The sequence below is a fragment of the Pseudoalteromonas sp. GCY genome, assembly GCF_016695175.1.
Lineage (GTDB): Bacteria > Pseudomonadota > Gammaproteobacteria > Enterobacterales > Alteromonadaceae > Pseudoalteromonas.
In genome coordinates this window covers 2,331,972-2,350,506 of sequence record NZ_CP068023.1, presented here as the reverse complement: position 1 = coordinate 2,350,506, position 18,535 = coordinate 2,331,972, and the positions used below count along the sequence as shown (strand labels likewise).

The 18,535-nt window shown below is 44.9% G+C and carries 18 protein-coding genes; 11 read left to right on the top strand and 7 right to left on the bottom strand.

Annotated elements, in window-relative coordinates:
• Positions 1-5 precede the first annotated feature (5 nt).
• The 7 genes from JJQ94_RS15650 to JJQ94_RS15620 are packed head-to-tail and all read right to left on the bottom strand — an operon-like array spanning position 6 to position 7,593.
• Positions 6-704, bottom strand: coding sequence for a CoA transferase subunit A (locus JJQ94_RS15650; RefSeq protein ID WP_010378612.1), 699 nt, complete (start codon positions 702-704; stop codon positions 6-8).
• A 27-nt stretch (positions 705-731) separates the two neighbouring features.
• Positions 732-1,640, bottom strand: coding sequence for a hydroxymethylglutaryl-CoA lyase (locus JJQ94_RS15645; RefSeq protein WP_099029256.1), 909 nt, complete (start codon positions 1,638-1,640; stop codon positions 732-734).
• Positions 1,640-3,583, bottom strand: coding sequence for an acetyl/propionyl/methylcrotonyl-CoA carboxylase subunit alpha (locus tag JJQ94_RS15640; RefSeq protein ID WP_099029255.1), 1,944 nt, complete (start codon positions 3,581-3,583; stop codon positions 1,640-1,642). Before JJQ94_RS15640 ends, JJQ94_RS15645 begins: the two co-directional genes overlap by 1 nt.
• Before the next feature lie 8 nt (positions 3,584-3,591).
• Complete coding sequence (locus JJQ94_RS15635) at positions 3,592-4,374, bottom strand: enoyl-CoA hydratase-related protein (RefSeq protein WP_099029254.1); 783 nt, start codon at positions 4,372-4,374, stop codon at positions 3,592-3,594.
• A gap of 9 nt (positions 4,375-4,383) precedes the next feature.
• Entirely contained in the window at positions 4,384-5,991 is a 1,608-nt protein-coding gene (locus tag JJQ94_RS15630) for a carboxyl transferase domain-containing protein (RefSeq protein ID WP_099029253.1), read from the bottom strand.
• A 9-nt stretch (positions 5,992-6,000) separates the two neighbouring features.
• Positions 6,001-7,176, bottom strand: coding sequence for an isovaleryl-CoA dehydrogenase (locus tag JJQ94_RS15625; protein WP_010378622.1), 1,176 nt, complete (start codon positions 7,174-7,176; stop codon positions 6,001-6,003).
• Positions 7,177-7,200: 24 nt separating this feature from the next.
• Complete coding sequence (locus tag JJQ94_RS15620; RefSeq protein ID WP_010378624.1) at positions 7,201-7,593, bottom strand: MerR family transcriptional regulator; 393 nt, start codon at positions 7,591-7,593, stop codon at positions 7,201-7,203.
• A gap of 315 nt (positions 7,594-7,908) precedes the next feature.
• Between JJQ94_RS15620 and JJQ94_RS15615 the strand changes: the two genes are divergently transcribed.
• The 11 genes from JJQ94_RS15615 (at position 7,909) to JJQ94_RS15565 (ending at position 18,534) form a co-directional block, all read left to right on the top strand.
• On the top strand, positions 7,909-9,087 hold the full coding sequence (locus JJQ94_RS15615) for a thiolase family protein (protein WP_099029252.1): 1,179 nt from the start codon (positions 7,909-7,911) through the stop codon (positions 9,085-9,087).
• Between the two features lie 96 nt (positions 9,088-9,183).
• A complete protein-coding gene (locus JJQ94_RS15610; RefSeq protein WP_099029251.1) occupies positions 9,184-10,674 on the top strand; it encodes a CoA-acylating methylmalonate-semialdehyde dehydrogenase in 1,491 nt (496 codons plus the stop codon).
• Positions 10,675-10,781: 107 nt separating this feature from the next.
• Positions 10,782-11,939: an acyl-CoA dehydrogenase family protein gene (locus JJQ94_RS15605; RefSeq protein ID WP_099029250.1), complete on the top strand. Its 1,158-nt coding sequence runs from the start codon at positions 10,782-10,784 to the stop codon at positions 11,937-11,939.
• Positions 11,940-11,949: 10 nt separating this feature from the next.
• Entirely contained in the window at positions 11,950-12,726 is a 777-nt protein-coding gene (locus JJQ94_RS15600; RefSeq protein ID WP_010378634.1) for an enoyl-CoA hydratase, read from the top strand.
• On the top strand, positions 12,726-13,865 hold the full coding sequence (locus tag JJQ94_RS15595) for an enoyl-CoA hydratase/isomerase family protein (protein WP_099029249.1): 1,140 nt from the start codon (positions 12,726-12,728) through the stop codon (positions 13,863-13,865). Before JJQ94_RS15600 ends, JJQ94_RS15595 begins: the two co-directional genes overlap by 1 nt.
• Positions 13,866-13,877: 12 nt before the next feature.
• Positions 13,878-14,765 carry a 3-hydroxyisobutyrate dehydrogenase gene (gene mmsB / locus JJQ94_RS15590; protein WP_099029248.1) on the top strand — a complete coding sequence of 296 codons (888 nt, stop codon included), beginning with the start codon at positions 13,878-13,880 and terminating at the stop codon, positions 14,763-14,765.
• 6 nt (positions 14,766-14,771) lie between these two features.
• Complete coding sequence (locus JJQ94_RS15585) at positions 14,772-15,533, top strand: SDR family oxidoreductase (protein ID WP_099029247.1); 762 nt, start codon at positions 14,772-14,774, stop codon at positions 15,531-15,533.
• 118 nt (positions 15,534-15,651) lie between these two features.
• On the top strand, positions 15,652-16,041 hold the full coding sequence (gene gloA2 / locus JJQ94_RS15580) for an SMU1112c/YaeR family gloxylase I-like metalloprotein (RefSeq protein WP_099029246.1): 390 nt from the start codon (positions 15,652-15,654) through the stop codon (positions 16,039-16,041).
• 29 nt (positions 16,042-16,070) lie between these two features.
• Positions 16,071-16,217 (top strand): hypothetical protein, encoded by a 147-nt coding sequence (locus JJQ94_RS24235; RefSeq protein ID WP_236596491.1) that lies wholly within the window; start codon positions 16,071-16,073, stop codon positions 16,215-16,217.
• 249 nt (positions 16,218-16,466) lie between these two features.
• Complete coding sequence (locus JJQ94_RS15570; protein ID WP_099029245.1) at positions 16,467-17,864, top strand: hypothetical protein; 1,398 nt, start codon at positions 16,467-16,469, stop codon at positions 17,862-17,864.
• A gap of 130 nt (positions 17,865-17,994) precedes the next feature.
• Positions 17,995-18,534 (top strand): heme NO-binding domain-containing protein, encoded by a 540-nt coding sequence (locus JJQ94_RS15565; protein ID WP_099029244.1) that lies wholly within the window; start codon positions 17,995-17,997, stop codon positions 18,532-18,534.
• Position 18,535 lies beyond the last annotated feature (1 nt).

Below are 18,535 nucleotides of genomic sequence, written 5' to 3'. Positions count from 1 at the left end.
GCCTCCTATTTGCGCGTTGTGACACGTTCAATACGTTTTTCAAAGTCACCTTTGATCACGCGATTGACATAAATACCTGGGGTGTGGATTTGACTTGGCTCAAGCTCACCCGGTTCCACAATTTCTTCAACTTCCGCGACGGTGATTTTTCCGGCAGTCGCCGCCATTGGATTGAAGTTCATTGCTGTGTGGCGGAACACCAAGTTGCCATAGCGATCTGCTTTCCAAGCCTTAACAATAGCAAACTCACCGGTAATTGATTCTTCCAAAATATATGGTCGGCCATCAAATTCTTTTACTTCTTTACCTTCAGCAACGGGAGTACCGTACCCTGTTGCCGTGTAAAAAGCTGGGATCCCAGCGCCACCAGCGCGCATCTTCTCTGCAAGCGTACCTTGTGGTGTTAATTCAACGTCAATAATGCCATCGAGAAGTTGCTGTTCAAACAGCGCATTTTCACCAACATAAGAGGCAATGATCTTCTTAATTTGACGATCTTTAAGCAAAATACCTAAACCAAAGTCGTCGACCCCACAGTTGTTTGAAACCACGGTAAGTTCTTTTGTTTGCAGGCGCTTAATTTCTGCAATTAAGCCTTCTGGAATACCACACAAACCAAAGCCACCAGCGATGATGGTATCGCCGTCTTTAAGACCCGCCATCGCTTCGCTGTAGCTTGATACGACTTTATCGAAACCGGCCATAAGCCCACTCCTAATAATGTTATTGTTTTAAGATTGACAAGTTTGTTTGAGTGCTAACGACACTTTACTGCTTGGTGTCTTGCCTAGCGCATCACAAATTGTCCATCCTGCTTTTGCTAGCCTTTCTAAATCAATTCCACACTCAATGCCAAGTCCTTGCAGCAAGTAAACTACATCCTCAGTGGCAACATTTCCTGACGCGCCTTTGGCGTAAGGGCAACCACCGAGACCTGCAACGGCACTATCGATAGTTGCGATCCCCATTTGCAGGGCCGTGTGGATATTCGTTAACGCTTGTCCGTAGGTATCATGGAAATGCACCGCAAGCTTGTCAGCAGGGATATGTTGCAGTAACAAGGTAAGCAGCTGATGGACTTTTTTAGGTGTACCAACCCCTATGGTGTCTCCTAGGCTGATTTCATAACAACCAAGTGACAACAATTGTTTACATACCGCTAAAACTTGCTCTGGTTGTACTTCACCTTGATATGGGCAACCAACCACGCAGCTAACATAACCTCTTACTTTTATGTTGTTTTTTTGTGCAAGTTCAACAACGGGGCGAAAGCGTTCAATACTTTGTTCAATCGTGCAGTTGATGTTTTTTTGAGTAAATGCCTCACTGGCGGCAGTAAAAATGGCAAATTCGTCGACCTGATTTTCTAATGCAAGCTCTGCGCCTTTAAGGTTTGGCGTTAGGGCGCTTATTTCAACGCCTTCACTACGCTCAAAGCCTTGGATCACCGCAGCAGAATCGGCCATTTGCGGCACCCATTTGGGTGACACAAACGCGCCTGCTTCTATGTGCTTGAGACCAGCGTCTTTTAATGCGTTAACCAGCGAGATTTTAGCTTCTGTGGCAACACTGACCTCATTTTGTAAGCCATCCCGTGCGCCTACTTCTACAATTTTGACTTTAGCCGGATACTGAGACATTAGTCTTGCTCCTCAACAATCGCCAGCATATCGCCATGACTGACCAGCTCGCCTTCTGCAAAGCAGTATGAAGTGAGCGTGCCATCAAATGGTGCATTGAGCGTATATTCCATCTTCATGGCTTCGATTATCACAACGGCATCGCCTTTATTAACTTGAGTACCGACGGCCAACAAGTGCTTAACCACGGTGCCGTTCAATGGCGCTGCCAGTGGTGCGGCTTCGTGCTCATGATCGCTAATGTAATGCTTTGACTTGAGTTCAACGGTATGTTGATACGGGCCATACATAACAGTGATCGCGGTTTCGGTAACAATGGCACTGGCGTGTAACCGTGCACCATCAATCACCACTGTTAACTGGTGTTCATTTAATTCACATTCAACTTGGTGGATTTGCTCGTTAAACGAAACCTGCCAACCACCTTGAGATTGATAGGCCGAGGCGACATGATCTGCAAATGGTAAATCCACTTTCGCGGTTTGGTTAAGCCTAAAGCCTAAGTTTCCCCACACCTTGTTTTTACATGGTTGTTGGTGGCTAAGGTAGGCCGCACTTGCTAATAACACCATTTTATCCAGCGGCGTATTCGATTGAGTTAATACCTCAGTTTGCGTGTCGATAAAGTGGGTATCAGGCGCACCTGCTGTAAAAATAGGGTGGCCTGCTAAGTGATGCAAAAATGCGATGTTAGATTTCAAGCCACACAAGTGCACTTGTTCTAAACTGGATTTTAACTTCAATAAGGCTTGTTCACGATTTTTGCCATGAACAATAAGCTTGGCGATCATAGGATCGTAAAATGGACTGATCTCATCGCCTTGCTGCACGCCAGTGTCAATTCTTACGCCATCTTTGGCTTCAGGAAAGCTAAGATGTGAAAGTACACCAGAAAACGGCATAAAGTTTTCTTCAGGGTCTTCTGCGTAAATGCGCGCTTCAAAGCTATGACCAGATAACGAAACCTGCTCCTGAGTCAGCGGTAGCTGTTCACCCGCAGCGACCATCAGTTGCCACTCGACTAAATCGAGATTAGTCACCATTTCCGTCACTGGGTGCTCTACTTGCAGGCGAGTATTCATCTCCATAAAGAAGAACTCGTCGCCACATAATAAGAACTCTACAGTACCTGCGCCGCGATAATTAATCGCCTGCGCACAGCGTACAGCCGCTTCACCCATGGCTTTGCGCATTGCATCACTCAAATCTGGCGCGGGAGCTTCTTCAATCACTTTTTGGTGACGACGCTGTAGTGAACAGTCTCTATCACCGAGGTAAACACAGTTACCGTGACTATCGGCAAAAACTTGTACTTCAACGTGACGAGGCTTATCAACAAAACGCTCAAGCAGTACTAAGTCATTGCCAAAACTCGCTGCAGCTTCACGTTTAGCGCCATGCAGTGCCGATAAAAACTCGCTGCTTGTTCGTACCACGCGCATCCCTTTACCACCACCGCCGTAAGCGGCTTTGATAAGTACCGGAAAGCCGATTTTTTCTGCTTCTGCTTGCAAGAAATCATCTTCTTGTTTGTCACCATAATACCCTGGGACTAAAGGCACATTAGCGTCATGCATGATTTCCTTGGCACGGGTCTTAGAACCCATCGCTTCAATAGAGCTTGCCAGCGGACCAATAAACGCAATGTTTGCCGCTTCGCACGCTTTTGCAAAAACTTCATTTTCAGACAAGAAACCATAACCTGGATGGATGCAATCGACGCCCGCCGCTTTTGCGACTTCAAGAATTCTGTCTGCAACCAAATAAGACTCTTTACTGGGTGCAGGACCGATATGATAGGCTTCGTCAGCTGTTTTTACATGCATCGCATTGGCATCTGCATCAGAATAAACTGCCACTGTGGTTAGGCCCAATTTCTTTGCGGTGCGCATCACGCGGCAGGCAATTTCACCACGGTTCGCGACTAGAATTTTAGTTAGCATGTTGACTCCTATTCGCTTGCGGCGGTTTGCCAGCGTGGTGCTCGTTTATCGAAAAAGGCGCTAAGACCTTCTTGGCCTTCGTCACTTACTCTAATTTCAGCGATACGCTTTGCGGTATGGGCGATCAACGCTTCATTTATTTCTTTACCAGCAACTTCGCTGATCAGTGCTTTGGCACTTTTCACAGCAGCAGGGCCATTGTTAAGCAAGGTATCGAGAAAATCCGCTTCGCTTTTTGCTAAATCATCGCTCAATTCGTGAATTAAACCCATTTCTAGCGCCTTTTCACCATCGAATACTTCGGCTGTTAAAAAATAGCGTCGCGCTTGGCGTTCCCCAATGGCTTTAATGACATAAGGACTAATCACTGCCGGAATAAGACCAAGCTTGACTTCACTTAAACAAAATTTAGAGTTGTGCTCTGCAATGGCGATATCGCAACAGGCGATTAACCCAAGCGCACCGCCAAAAGCAGCACCTTGCACCAAACACAGCGTTGGGTGAGGGCAAGTAGCCAGTACTTGCATTAATTTAGCAAGCTCTAAAGAATCAGCGACGTTTTCGTTGTAGTCGTTGTCTGCCATGGATTTCATCCACGCCAGATCAGCCCCCGCTGAAAAGTGTTTACCTTCGGTTTTTAATACCAGCGCTCTGACATCGAGGCCGCTGGCATATTCGATATTCTTAATGAGTTCGGCAATCACCTCCGCATTGAAGGCATTATGTTTTTCTGGGCGACTTAGCTCTAAAATCGCCACTTTGCTTTTTGTTATATTTAAAGTGACAGGCATAAGTGCTCCTTACATTCTGAAGACGCCAAATTTAGACTCTTTTTGCGGCGCATTGCTCGCAGCCTCTAAGGCAAGACCAAGTACTGTGCGCGTATCCGCAGGGTCGATAACGCCATCGTCCCAAAGCCTTGCGCTGGCATAGTATGGATGTCCTTGCTTTTCGTACTGATCGATGATTGGTTTTTTAAATTCGCTCACTTCGGCATCGCTCATGCTAAGGCCTTTACGCGCTAAACCATCTTGTTTAACCTGCGTTAATACGCCTGCAGCTTGTTCACCACCCATTACGGAGATCCGTGCGTTTGGCCACATCCACATCATGGTTGGCTCGTACGCTCTACCACACATGCCATAGTTACCAGCACCATATGAGCCGCCAATCAATACTGTAAACTTAGGCACATCAGCACAGGAAACGGCTGTTACCATTTTTGCACCGTGCTTAGCGATACCTTCCGCTTCGTATTTTTGGCCAACCATAAATCCAGTAATGTTCTGCAAAAACAGCAGCGGAATATTGCGCTGTGCACAGAGTTGAATAAAGTGTGCGCCTTTTTGCGCGGATTCAGAAAAGAGAATACCGTTGTTTGCTACTATCCCCACAGGATGACCATAAATTTCAGCAAAACCAGTCACGAGTGTTTCGCCGAAGTAGCGTTTAAATTCATCAAACTGAGAATCGTCCACGATACGGGCAATGACTTCGCGTACATCAAATGGCTTTTTCAGATCCGTACCGACAATGCCATACACCTCACTAATGTCATAACGTGGTGGTTTGGCATCTTGCAGGAACGGGCGAGTAGGGCGCTGATGATTAAGGCGTGACACGCACTGTCTTGCGATAGAAAGCGCATGCTCGTCATTTTCTGCATAGTGATCGGCTACACCAGAGACTTTACAATGAACATCTGCGCCGCCTAAGTCTTCTGCACTCACTTCTTCACCTGTAGCTGCTTTAACAAGTGGTGGCCCAGCTAAGAAAATGGTGCCTTGTTCTTTGACGATAATACTTTCATCGGCCATTGCTGGTACATACGCGCCGCCGGCGGTGCATAACCCCATGACCACTGCAATTTGTGGGATCCCCTTTGCAGACATACGGGCTTGGTTGTAGAAAATTCGACCAAAATGCAATTTGTCTGGGAATACTTCATCTTGCTCTGGCAAGTTCGCACCGCCAGAATCCACTAAATAAATACAAGGAAGATGGCAGCGCTCGGCGATTTCTTGTGCTCGTAGGTGCTTTTTTACGGTAATAGGGAAATAGGTTCCCCCTTTTACCGTCGCATCATTTGCCACAATCATGCATTCAACGCCTTTAACGCGTCCGATCCCGGCGACCACACCAGCACAAGGGATGTCTTGTTCGTAAACGCCAAACGCGGCGAATTGGCCAATTTCTAAAAACGGCGAGCCCTCGTCAAGCAAGGTTTCAATTCGGTCACGTACAAATAATTTACCGCGACTTTGGTGACGGGCAATAAGCGCTTCACCACCACCTTGGCTCAGTGTGGCGACTTTATCTTTAAGATCAGCAACCAGCGATGCCATCGCATCGCTGTTTGCCTTGAACTGAGGATCATGCGGATTAACCGCAGAATTTAGTACCGTCATGTAGCACTCCTAGCGACTTTCGTTGAATAGCTCACGTCCGATAAGCATACGGCGGATCTCAGACGTACCAGCGCCAATTTCATACAGCTTGGCATCGCGAAGTAGTCGACCTGTAGGATATTCATTGATATAACCGTTTCCGCCTAGTAGCTGAATGGCATCAAGTGCAAGTTTGGTTGCAAGTTCTGCGGCATATAAAATTGCACCAGCAGCATCTTTACGAGTGGTTTCGCCACGGTCACAGGCTTTTGCCACGGTATAAACGTATGAACGTGCGGCGTTCATTTGCGTGTACATGTCAGCAACTTTGCCCTGCACCAGCTGGAATTCACCGATGGATTGGTTAAATTGTTTACGCTCGTGAATATAAGGTACTACCACATCCATACAAGCCTGCATAATACCAAGCGGGCCGCCTGCCAATACCACACGCTCGTAGTCTAGGCCACTCATGAGTACCTTAACGCCTTCGTTGTATTCGCCAAGGATGTTTTCTGCAGGCACTTCGCAGTTTTCGAATACCAGCTCACAGGTGTTTGAACCACGCATTCCAAGTTTGTCTAACTTTTGTGCCGTTGAAAAACCAGGGAAGCTTTTTTCGACGATAAAGGCCGTGATCCCGCGAGGGCCTGCATTGGTATCCGTTTTTGCGTAAATCACAAAAACGTCGGCATCTGGACCATTGGTGATCCACATTTTATTACCGTTTAGGATGAACTTGTCACCTTGCTTTTCAGCACGCAGTTTCATTGAAACCACGTCAGAGCCAGCATTGGGCTCACTCATTGCTAGTGCACCGATGTGTTCACCGCTGATAAGTTTTGGTAGATATTTTTCTTTTTGGGCTTGGTTACCGTTACGGTTAATTTGGTTCACACATAGGTTTGAATGTGCGCCGTAGCTTAAGCCAATTGATGCACTCGCACGGCTTATCTCTTCCATTGCAATAACGTGTTCAAGATAACCCATGTTTGAGCCGCCAAATTCTTCAGCGACGGTGATCCCAAGTAGGCCCATTTCGCCAAACTTTGGCCACATTTCGTTTGGAAATGCATTTTCTTGATCTGTTTTTTCAGCAAGTGGGGCAATTTCACTGGTCGCAAAGCTATTCACATGATCACGGATCATGTCTGCTGTTTCGCCTAGTCCAAAGTTTAATTCTTTATATAAAGATACTGTGCTCATCGGTATTCATCCTGTTGTGAGAGTTTATTTTTCGAGCTCGTGTAGGGTGTCGCGACAACGGCGCTCAGCCGTCACTAGTTCCATTAAGACAACTTTAATGTCGTCCATCTGTTGGCTTAAGTCGGCTTTTTTCTCTTCAATGAGTTGCAACATGGTTTTAAGTTGCTTTTCGCTCGATTTGTCGGCGTCGTAAAGCTCAAATAGTCGGCCAGTTTCAGCAAGTGTAAAACCAAGGCGTTTTCCGCGAAGGATCAGTTTTAATCGAACTTTGTCACGTTTTGAGTAAATACGCGTTTGTCCTTGGCGCCTAGGAGAAAGGAGTCCTTGGTCTTCGTAAAAACGAATACTGCGAGTAGTAATATCAAATTCTTTAGCTAACTCGCTGATTGAATAGGTAGGTTCATTAATTTCTTGCATTTTTATTTACACTTACAACGTCACTGATTAGACCAATATAAGTGAAGTTTACGTAAAGGTAAAGTAAGAATAGCAGATCCTTCTTTAGTCTTATAAAAGGAATAATCTGTCCGTTCGAATTGTCATCAAATCTTCATTACAGCTAGAGAAAATAAGCCTTGGAAACAAATTTGTGCAAGTTAGCTTTACACTTTCACTGATCTCGTTTGGCTTGATTTTAGATTTACGTTGGCGTAAACGTAAATATTATGTATGCTCGAATACAGAGTTAATTTTTAACAAGCCCAAGATTGGCTTGTAAACAGGAGTTTTGCAATGAGTAACGAAGCTGTTGTCATCGTCGCTGCTAAGCGTACACCAATGGGTGGCTTTATGGGAAGCCTATCTGACGCAACCGCGACAGACTTAGGTGCGACTGCAATTAAAGCAGTAATGAATGAAACAGGTCTTAGTGACGCTAGTATAGACGAAGTTATCATGGGCTGTGTCTTACCTGCAGGCCTTGGTCAAGCGCCAGCGCGTCAAGCAATGCTACACGCAGGTTTAGCGCGCTCGACGGGAGCGACGACAATTAACAAAGTATGTGGCTCAGGTCTAAAAGCGGCGATGTTCGCGCACGATCTTATCCGCTCAGGTAGCATTAATTCTGCTATCGCGGGTGGTATGGAAAGCATGACTAACTCACCTTACTTTATTCCAAAAGCCCGTGGCGGAATGCGTATGGGCCATGGCGAAATCAAAGACCATATGATGGCTGATGGTCTAGAAGATGCTTATGATAATAAAGCGATGGGTTGTTTCGCACAAGCTACCGCTGATGAATATGGCATTACCCGTGAGCACATGGATGAATTTGCACTTGGCTCATTAAGCAAAGCAAACGCCGCAATCGAAAATGGCAGTTTCGCCAATGAAATTGCCCCTCATATCATGAGTACGCGTAAGGGGGATGTTGAGGTAAATACCGACGAGCAACCTGGTAATGCGCGTCCAGACAAAATTCCATCACTTCGCCCAGCATTTAAAAAAGACGGCACTATCACTGCTGCCAACTCGTCTTCTATTTCTGACGGTGCAGCAGCGCTGATTTTAATGAGTGAATCAGAAGCGAAAAAGCACGGTTTGACACCACTTTGTAAGATTGTTGCCCATGCAACACACTCACAAGCGCCTGCTGAATTTACCGTTGCGCCGGTCGGTGCGATGAATAAGCTGCTTGAAAAAGCAGGTTGGTCGACAGCAGATGTTGACCTTTGGGAAATCAACGAAGCGTTTGCCATGGTGACTATGTTGGCTATCAACGAAATGCAGTTAGATAGCAACAAAGTCAACGTCAACGGTGGTGCTTGTGCGCTTGGCCACCCAATCGGTGCAAGCGGTGCACGCATCTTAGTTACACTTATCCACGCACTAAAAAACCGCGGCTTATCAAAAGGCGTAGCGTCACTATGTATCGGTGGTGGTGAAGCTGTAGCGCTCGCGGTAGAAGTGTAAGTTACTGCAATTTATTTCGTTCAAGGGGCGCTGCGTTTTCCATAATTCTAATCATTCACGCAGCGCATAAACTCGTTTTATGGGGAGGAGTGCTTCATGCACCAAGTACCTTTATACATCAACGGTGAATTTTCACAGTCTCAGTCTGACAAATGGTTAGACGTTGTTAATCCGGCTAATCAAGAAGTATTAGCAAAAGTACCTTGTGCTACTAACGAAGAAGTACAAGCTGCAATTCATTCAGCTCAAGAAGCATTTAAAACGTGGCGTAATGTTCCGGTAACTGAGCGTGCGCGAATTATGATGCGTTATGCGGCGCTTCTTAAAGAGCACCAAGAAGAAATCGCAACCATCATTTGCCATGAACTAGGCAAAACTTTTGAAGATGCGAAAGGTGATGTATGGCGTGGTATTGAAGTGGTTGAGCAAGCATGTAATGCCCCTTCAATGATGATGGGTGAGACGGTAGAAAACGTTGCCCGCAATATCGACACCTATTCATATACCCAACCGCTGGGCGTTTGTGCGGGTATTACGCCATTTAACTTCCCTGCAATGATCCCGCTGTGGATGTTCCCAATGGCAATTGTATGTGGTAACACCTTTGTACTTAAGCCATCAGAGCAAGATCCACTAACGCCAATGCGCTTGGTTGAATTGTTTGAAGAAGCCGGTGCGCCAAAAGGCGTACTACAGGTAGTACACGGTAGTAAGGATCAGGTTGACCAAATCCTTGAAGCGCCGGAAATTCGCGCGATTTCTTTCGTGGGTTCTTGTGGTGTTGGTCAGTACATTTACAGCAAAGGTACGCAAAATCTCAAACGGGTTCAAGCGTGTGTTGGTGCGAAAAACCACATGGTTATTATGCCCGATGCGAAAAAAGAACAAGTGATCAATAACCTGGTTGGCTCTTCGGTTGGCGCGGGTGGTCAGCGCTGTATGGGGATCTCAGTTGCCGTGTTTGTTGGGCAATCACAACAGTGGGTAGAGGAACTTAAAGACGCAATGGCGAAGGTTCGTCCTGGCGTTTGGGATGATCCTGAAGCCGCTTATGGTCCGCAAACAACGTCGCAGGCTAAAGCGCGTATTCTGTCGCTGATTGACAGTGGTAAGCAGCAAGGCGCAACTTGTTTGCTAGATGGCTCTGATTTTACAGTTGAGGGTTATGAAAATGGTAACTGGGTAGGTCCCACCCTGTTTTCAAATGTCACAACTGAAATGGATATCTACAAAGAAGAAATCTTTGGCCCAGTCCTTTGCTGTGTCTTTGTCGATAGTTTAGATGAAGCAATTACGCTTATTAATAACAACCCATACGGTAACGGCACCTCATTATTCACTGCAAGCGGTGGCGCAGCACGTAAGTTCCAGCGTGAAATCGAAGTGGGTCAGGTAGGCATTAATATTCCTATTCCAGTGCCATTGCCGTTCTTCTCATTTACCGGTTGGAAGAATTCATTCTATGGCGACCAACACACCTATGGTAAGCAAGGCGTGCGTTTCTATACAGAAACTAAAACGATTACCTCACGTTGGTTTGACGATGAGGCTGTCAGTGGTCCAAATATGAGTATCAACCTTAGATAACTCATATTGCATAGCGTGCTCTGCAGGGGGAGCACGCTATTTTTTACCAAAACGATAAGAATTACCGACACACATTCAGGGTGTCAGAACAGCAAGAGAGGTCTAGCGTGGACTATAACCTAAACGAAGATCAACAAGCATTTGCCGACATGGCGCACCAATTTGCAATGAGCGAGCTTGCTCCACATGCAGCAAAATGGGATCAAGAGCACATTTTTCCAAAAGACGTAATTCAAAAAGCAGGTGAGCTTGGTTTTTGCGGTCTATATACGCCAGAAGAGACAGGTGGTCTGGGTTTATCTCGCCTTGACTCAAGTATTATTTTTGAGCAACTTTCTATGGGTTGTACAGCGACTACTGCCATGTTGACTATCCATAACATGGCAACGTGGATGATAGCGAGCTTTGCAACGGAAGAAACCAAAGCAAAATATATGGATCAGTTAGTAACAGGTGAGCTACTGGCTTCTTACTGTCTAACAGAGCCTGGTTCTGGCTCTGATGCCGCATCGCTGAAAACAAAAGCAACAAAAGAAGGCGACGAGTACGTTTTATCTGGCTCTAAGATGTTTATATCAGGTGCGGGTGAAACAGACGTATTGGTGGTAATGGCAAGAACCGGTGAAGCAGGTCCAAAAGGTATTTCAGCTTTTGTTGTCCCTGCCGATGCTGACGGCGTTATTTATGGCAAAGCAGAAGAAAAAATGGGTTGGAACGCTCAGCCTACGCGCCTTATCACGCTTGAAAATGTCCGTATCCCAGCTGCCAACCTGCTAGGCCAAGAAGGTGAAGGCTTCAAATTTGCGATGCAAGGCCTTGACGGTGGCCGTATTAATATTGCGACTTGCTCGATTGGTACAGCCCAGCAAGCACTCAATACCGCCAAGCAGTATATGCAAGAGCGTTCTCAGTTTGGTAAGCCGTTAGCGGCATTCCAAGCATTGCAATTTAAAATCGCAGATATGAATACAGAACTTGTGGCTGCGCGCCAAATGGTTCGACTTGCGGCATTTAAGCTTGATAGCAATGACCCAGAAAAGACCACTTATTGCGCAATGGCGAAGCGTTTTGCCACTGATGTTGGCACTAAGGTGTGTGATGATGCACTGCAAATCCATGGTGGTTACGGGTATATCAAAGAATATCCACTTGAACGTCATCTACGTGACGTACGTGTTCATCAGATCCTTGAAGGTACAAACGAAATCATGCGTGTAATTATTGCACGTCGGATCTTAGCTGAAGGCGCGGCAAGCGTCCTATAAGGAGAGCATCATGACTGCACAATTAAAACTCGAAAAACAAGGCCATACTGCCGTTGTTACTATGTCAAATCCACCCGCGAATACGTGGACAAAAGACACACTAACTGCACTTAAAAATCTAGTAATCGAATTGAACGCAGATAAAGAAATCTATTCGTTAGTGATCACTGGTGAAGGTGAAAAGTTCTTTTCAGCAGGTGCGGATCTAAACGTATTTGCTGACGGCGACAAAGGAGTCGCTGCGGATATGTCTCGAGTATTTGGTGAAGCGTTTGAAACACTCAGCGACTTTAGAGGCGTATCTATTGCTGCTATCAATGGTTTTGCAATGGGTGGTGGCTTAGAAGTGGCGCTGGCATGCGATATCCGCATCGCCGAAGCTCAAGCACAAATGGCACTCCCAGAAGCGAAAGTCGGTTTATTACCTTGTGCTGGCGGTACACAAAACTTGTCTTGGCTTGTGGGTGAAGGCTGGGCAAAACGTATGATTTTATGCGGTGAACGCTTAAAAGCCGATAAAGCACAGCAAATTGGCTTAGTTGAAGAAGTGGTCGAGCAGGGTAAAGCACTGGAAGCTGCGCTTGAACTTGCTAAGAAAGTAGAAGATCAAAGTCCAGTTGCGGTGACGGCTTGTAAAGCCCTCATTCAAAAAGGCCGCTCTGGCACGATCAATAGTGCACTGCCACTTGAACGCGAACTCTTCGTAACACTATTCGATACGCAAGATCAAAAAGAAGGCGTAAACGCGTTTTTAGAGAAGCGCAAAGCGAATTGGGTAAATGGCTAATGATTGAATTTGAGCTAATAAATCACGAAGAGGCGCCGGTTATATTCGAACAGGCAACGTGCCATAACGGGATGAAAATAGCGCTGGCGACATTAAATGCACCAAAAGCGTTAAATGCCTTAAACCTCGATATGATCCGTTTGCTCGCGCCACAACTAGACGCTTGGGCAAACGACCCGCAAATAGCAATGGTTATGCTAAAAGGTGCTGGAGAGAAGGCGTTTTGTGCCGGCGGCGATGTCGTGAGTTTATATCGCGAAATGTCGTCTGATACGAGTAACGCATTAATCGAAACCTTTTTCAGTGAAGAGTACCGGTTAGATTATCAAATCCATAACTATGATAAGCCAATCCTACTATGGGGTAATGGCATCATCATGGGTGGCGGACTGGGCTTAACGGCTGGCGCAAGCCATAAAGTGATGACAGAAACGTCGCGCATCGCTATGCCGGAAATCACCATTGGTTTATACCCTGATGTTGGTGGGAGCTATTTCCTCAATAAGATGCCAAAAGGCGTTGGACTATTCCTAGGTCTCACCGCTGCAAACATCAACGCTGCGGATGCCAAGCTGGTTGGGCTCGCCGACCATTTTATGGACTCAGAAAAGCTGAGCTTACTGTTACAAAACCTAGTTGAAGTGAACTGGGGCAAAACCAATGTATTAAATCATGAAAAGCTTACTCAGTTGCTGTTGTCACTAGATGAAGCGTCTCATGCGCCGCCAAAAAGCGAAATTAAACCGCTTATCAAAGTATTCGAAGCGCTTGATGAGAAAAGTGAGTTATCAGAGCAGGTTGAGTTTATTTTGGCGTTGGATAGCACTGACAACAAATGGCTAAGCAAGGCACAGGCAGCATTAAAGCATGGTTCACCATTAAGTGCAGCATTGGTTAAAGCGCAGCTCACTAGAAGTGCAGGCAAAACACTAAGAGACTGTTTTAAGCAGGAGTTAGGAATGTCGGTAACGGCTGGCGAGTTTGGTGAGTTTCAAGAAGGTGTTCGTGCGTTGCTTATTGATAAAGATGGCAAGCCAAATTGGCGATTTAAATCTGTCGCCGAGGTTACAGACGATGCGATAGAACGCTTTTTTGCACCTCGCTGGGATGAAAACGATCACCCATTGCGTGACTTATAAGGAGTGACTTAAATGGCACAAGTAGGATTTATCGGCTTAGGTAATATGGGTGGTCCAATGGCCATTAACCTATTAAAGGCTGGCCACCAAGTATGTGTATTCGATTTGAACCCTGAGGCCGTTGCCACGCTTGAAGCAAGTGGCGCGACGAAAGCGACGGTTGTGAGCGATGTATGTCGCGAAGCCGATTATGTGATCAGTATGCTGCCTGCAGGCAAACATGTTCGAGCAGTGTATACAGGCGATGACGGATTAATTAACTACCTTAGTAAAAATACACAAGTAATTGATTGCTCGACCATTGATGCTGGATCCGCTCAGTTTGTTGGCAACAAGTTGGCAGAGTCAGGTATTTCATTTGTCGATGCGCCTGTGTCTGGCGGTGTGGCAGGTGCAGCGGCCGGTACCTTAACTTTTATTGTCGGTGGTAATAAAGCAGACTTTGAACGTGCACATGTGGTACTGACCAATATGGGTAAGAATATCTTCCATGCTGGAGATATTGGTGCGGGACAAGTCGCTAAGATATGTAACAATATGCTGTTATCAATACTTATGGCGGGCACAAGTGAAGCGCTGCAAATGGGTGTAGATCATGGCTTAGATCCTAAAGTATTGAGCGAAATTATGCTAAACAGCTCTGGTCGTAACTGGACGCTAGAGCTATACAACCCATGTCCTGATGTACTAGAAAATGTGCCTTCTTCGAACGGTTATAAGCCGGGCTTTATGGTTGATTTAATGGCTAAAGATCTTGGCCTTGCGATGCAATCTGCGCAGCAAACGAATTCTGCGACGCCCATGGGGGCGCTGGCGAAGAATCTGTATAACTTGATGCAAAATCAAGGTAAAGGCAGTGAAGACTTTAGTGCGATTTTTAAGCTTTATTCAGAGAAATAGGACACTATGGATATTAACAATAAAACAGTTGTGATCACCGGTGGTGCGCAAGGCTTAGGTCTTGCCATGGCGACTGAAATGGCAAAACATGGGGCAAAACTTGCCCTGATTGATATGCAAGAGGACGTTTTGGCAGAAGCGAAGCGCGAGCTTGCTCAATTTGGCACACAAGTTAACACGTATGTCGCTAATGTTAGTCAAGAATCAGACGTGGAAAATGTGTTTAATGCCATCGTAAATGACTTCGGAGATATTTCGGTATTAATTAATAATGCGGGTATTTTGCGTGACGGTTTGCTACTCAAAGCAAAAGACGGGCTAGTCATCGATAAAATGTCGCTTTCGCAATTTCAATCCGTTATTGATGTCAATCTCACAGGTGTGTTCCTGTGCGGCCGCGAAGCTGCTGTCAAAATGGTAGAAGCGGGTAATGGTGGCGTGATCATTAATATGTCGAGCGTTGCACGCGCTGGTAATATGGGACAAACCAATTATTCAGCGGCAAAGTCTGGTGTCGTTGCGATGACTACCAGTTGGGCTAAAGAGTTAGGTCGTTTTGGTATTCGCGTGGGCGCAATTGCACCAGGTGTTATCCGTACAAAAATGACCGATGCAATGAAGCCTGAAGCTAAAGAGCGTCTAGTGAAAATGAAGCCAGTTGGGCGTCTTGGCGAAGCGCAAGAAATTGCCCATACTGCAAAATATATTATTGAAAACGATTTCTTTACGGGACGTGTCGTTGAGATTGACGGCGGCATTCGCTTGTAATGAAAAAATAGGCTTGGTTTTACAATGTGTAGTCCAAGTTCCTACTTGAGTGTGTGAAGCGGCAATGCAAATTGCCGCTTTTTTATTTGAAAGACATTTAATTAGTTAGGAGAAGCGCTTGAAGTTATCTAGGATACATCACGTCGCTGTTATTTGTTCTGACTACCAAAGATCAAAGGCGTTTTATACCGAAGTACTTGGTTTGCGCGTACTCAATGAGAACTATCGAAAAGATAGAGCGTCCTATAAATTAGATCTTGCGTTGCCTGATGGGAGCCAGATTGAGTTGTTTTCGTTTCCAAATCCTCCAAAACGACCATCACATCCAGAGGCGCAAGGGCTGAGACATTTAGCATTTAGCGTATCAGATATCGATGCTTGTATTGCACACCTTTTGCAGTATCAAGTTGCTGTAGAGCCTGTTCGAATAGATGAATATACAGGCAAACGGTTTACCTTTTTCAGCGATCCTGATGGTTTGCCGCTGGAGCTTTATGAGCAATGTTAAGATAATAACTACTTTAAAAGGGCTAAATTATGTATGAGATGTTAGTGGCGATGGAAATTCATAACAGCGAGCGATATGCCAAATATCGTGAAGCGATGAAGCCGATCTTAAGACAATATGGTGGTGGATTTAGTAACGATTTTCATATTGCAGAAACCCTTCAAACCGAGGGATAGTGCCAAGCTAATCGACTTTTTACCATATACTTTCCTGATCAAGCTTCAATGGAGTCCTTCTTCAGTGATGCTGAATATGTAGAGGTAAAAGCGCGATACTTTGAAGATAGCGTCAGTGGGTTTGACATTTTGGCGAGCTACATTAGGTAATTCTCAAATAGGAGCAAAATTGGGTAAAGTTTATTCTATGTGGGTCGATAACGTTTAATAACTCCGCGGTAAATTGAATTTGTAACAAGGATATAGGTTATGAATATAAAGCCACAATTTCACACCAACCATGGCAGTGTTGGTGTTCCATCTTCGTCGAAAGAAATGCAAGACGCACTCAAAACGCTCGCAAAAGATAGACCTGATGAAGAGGTATCCCAATTTCCAGATGTGAATAGTGAGTTCACAATTGATTTTTCCTACACCGAATCACCTGTCTCATATGATAGAGACTTTATGCGTAATTTTGAATTCAGAATGTTAGGCATGAAAAGTTACGGTATTCACCGAGAGCACATAGGGACGGATGAAAATGGTCGTATCTATAAAGATACTTACGGTGACTTTGAAGGCCGAGAAAAAATTGATGAATTTTTGGCAATCTTTGACCGTTTGAATGAAGAACAACAGATTAAATTTGCACACTTCAAGCCCACAGAATCGCTTCTAGACGTGGCTAACAGATTAACTGATGAAGAGCTTGGTCAGCTCACCGATTTTATCGTTCAGTCACTTAGTGTTAACAGCTTTGGTCAAAGGGGTGAAGACTACTCAGAAAAGTTGATTGATAAACTGAGCAGTATGTCTGATGACTTATTAAAAGATACCGTAAAAACCATGTCTAGCTTAATGGAACAGGCTGAAAACAAAGTTTTTTCAGATCCAGCGTTGCCAGCTTATCTATTGGATGAAGACGGTAGAGCAGACATGGACTTAACTGTACGAGAGGCAGATCTTTTCGACCAATTTAATGCGTATGGAGACATGAACAACCAGTTATTAAATGACTATGCAAAATTTATCATTGATAACAAATTCTCAGATGGTGATCTTTTAGACCTGAACACGCATTTAGCAAATTCTGATTTTGATACGAGTCGTGGCATGCTAGATATGGCAACCTTGGTTAAGGCAAATGACCGAACTACTTTTATTGAAATGTTAAACGAAGTGGATACGCGAGAGCCGAATAACCTGTTCGCAAGATTGAGCAAACTCAATTACGAAAATGAGAACACCGAATACTTTAGAACTGACAATCGAGAATACGTTAAATTTAAAGGTGCACCAGCTGACGATAACGAAAAAAGTAGGTTATACAATCAGCTGATAAAAGCCTACGAAAATCAGGGACTCGGTTGGATGAATGACGTAATGGAGCAGTCAGAAGGTATGCCAGTGCGAGCTGAACTCAATATGTGGCTATCTATTTTAGAAGATGTGGAAGAAAACCCCGATGCGTTTAAACGCTCAGACTCTGTCGAAACTTGGATGGAGCGCAATTTAACTGAAATTGTAAATGACTACTATCAAGGCATAAAAGAAAAGGTATTTGCGCATAATGAGGAGTTAGATAACTTTCTCAATATGTCTATGCTTGAAAGAATTGAACTCGATACAATTGAACTTGACGAACAAACTCCTTTAGCTGAATAGAGAAAGATCTATTACATCCCAAATATTGTTCTACACTTAATTAAGAACGAAACAAGTTAGTTAATTCAAAGGCTTGTTTCGAGGTGAGTCTTGACTATATAACGCAGCAACTTTGTTAAGGGAGAGTTTAATGCGCGGCGTGATATTTAGAGGTTTAGAAGAATTAGTTGTAGAAGCGATTGGCATGCAAGCTTGGGATGAGTTACTCGAAGCACATGCGCCTGAGGGGAGGGTTTATGTTTCCCCTACATCCTATCCAGATGCAGAGTTATTTGCGTTAGCACAAGGCGTCGCTGACAAATTGAATAAGCCATTGACAGATGTATTGGCCATTTTCGGACAATCATTATTTGGTTTTTTGGCGGAAAAGCATAAAGGTATCTCATCAAAATTTACGTCGTTTGAAGAGTTGGTTTTATCTATCGATAGTGTGATACACATGGAGGTAAAAAAGCTTTACGACGAACCTAACCTACCCTCAATTTCGGCGATAGTGAAAGATGACAAAACTATCGTATTAGAGTACTGCTCGAATCGTAAATTGTGTTTTTGTGCGGAAGGGCTACTTTATGGTGCCGCACAGTTTTACAGTCGCAAACTAAAAATTGAACATCCACAGTGCATGCACAGCGGCGCTGAACATTGCGTACTCATTCTTCATTTGGATTAAT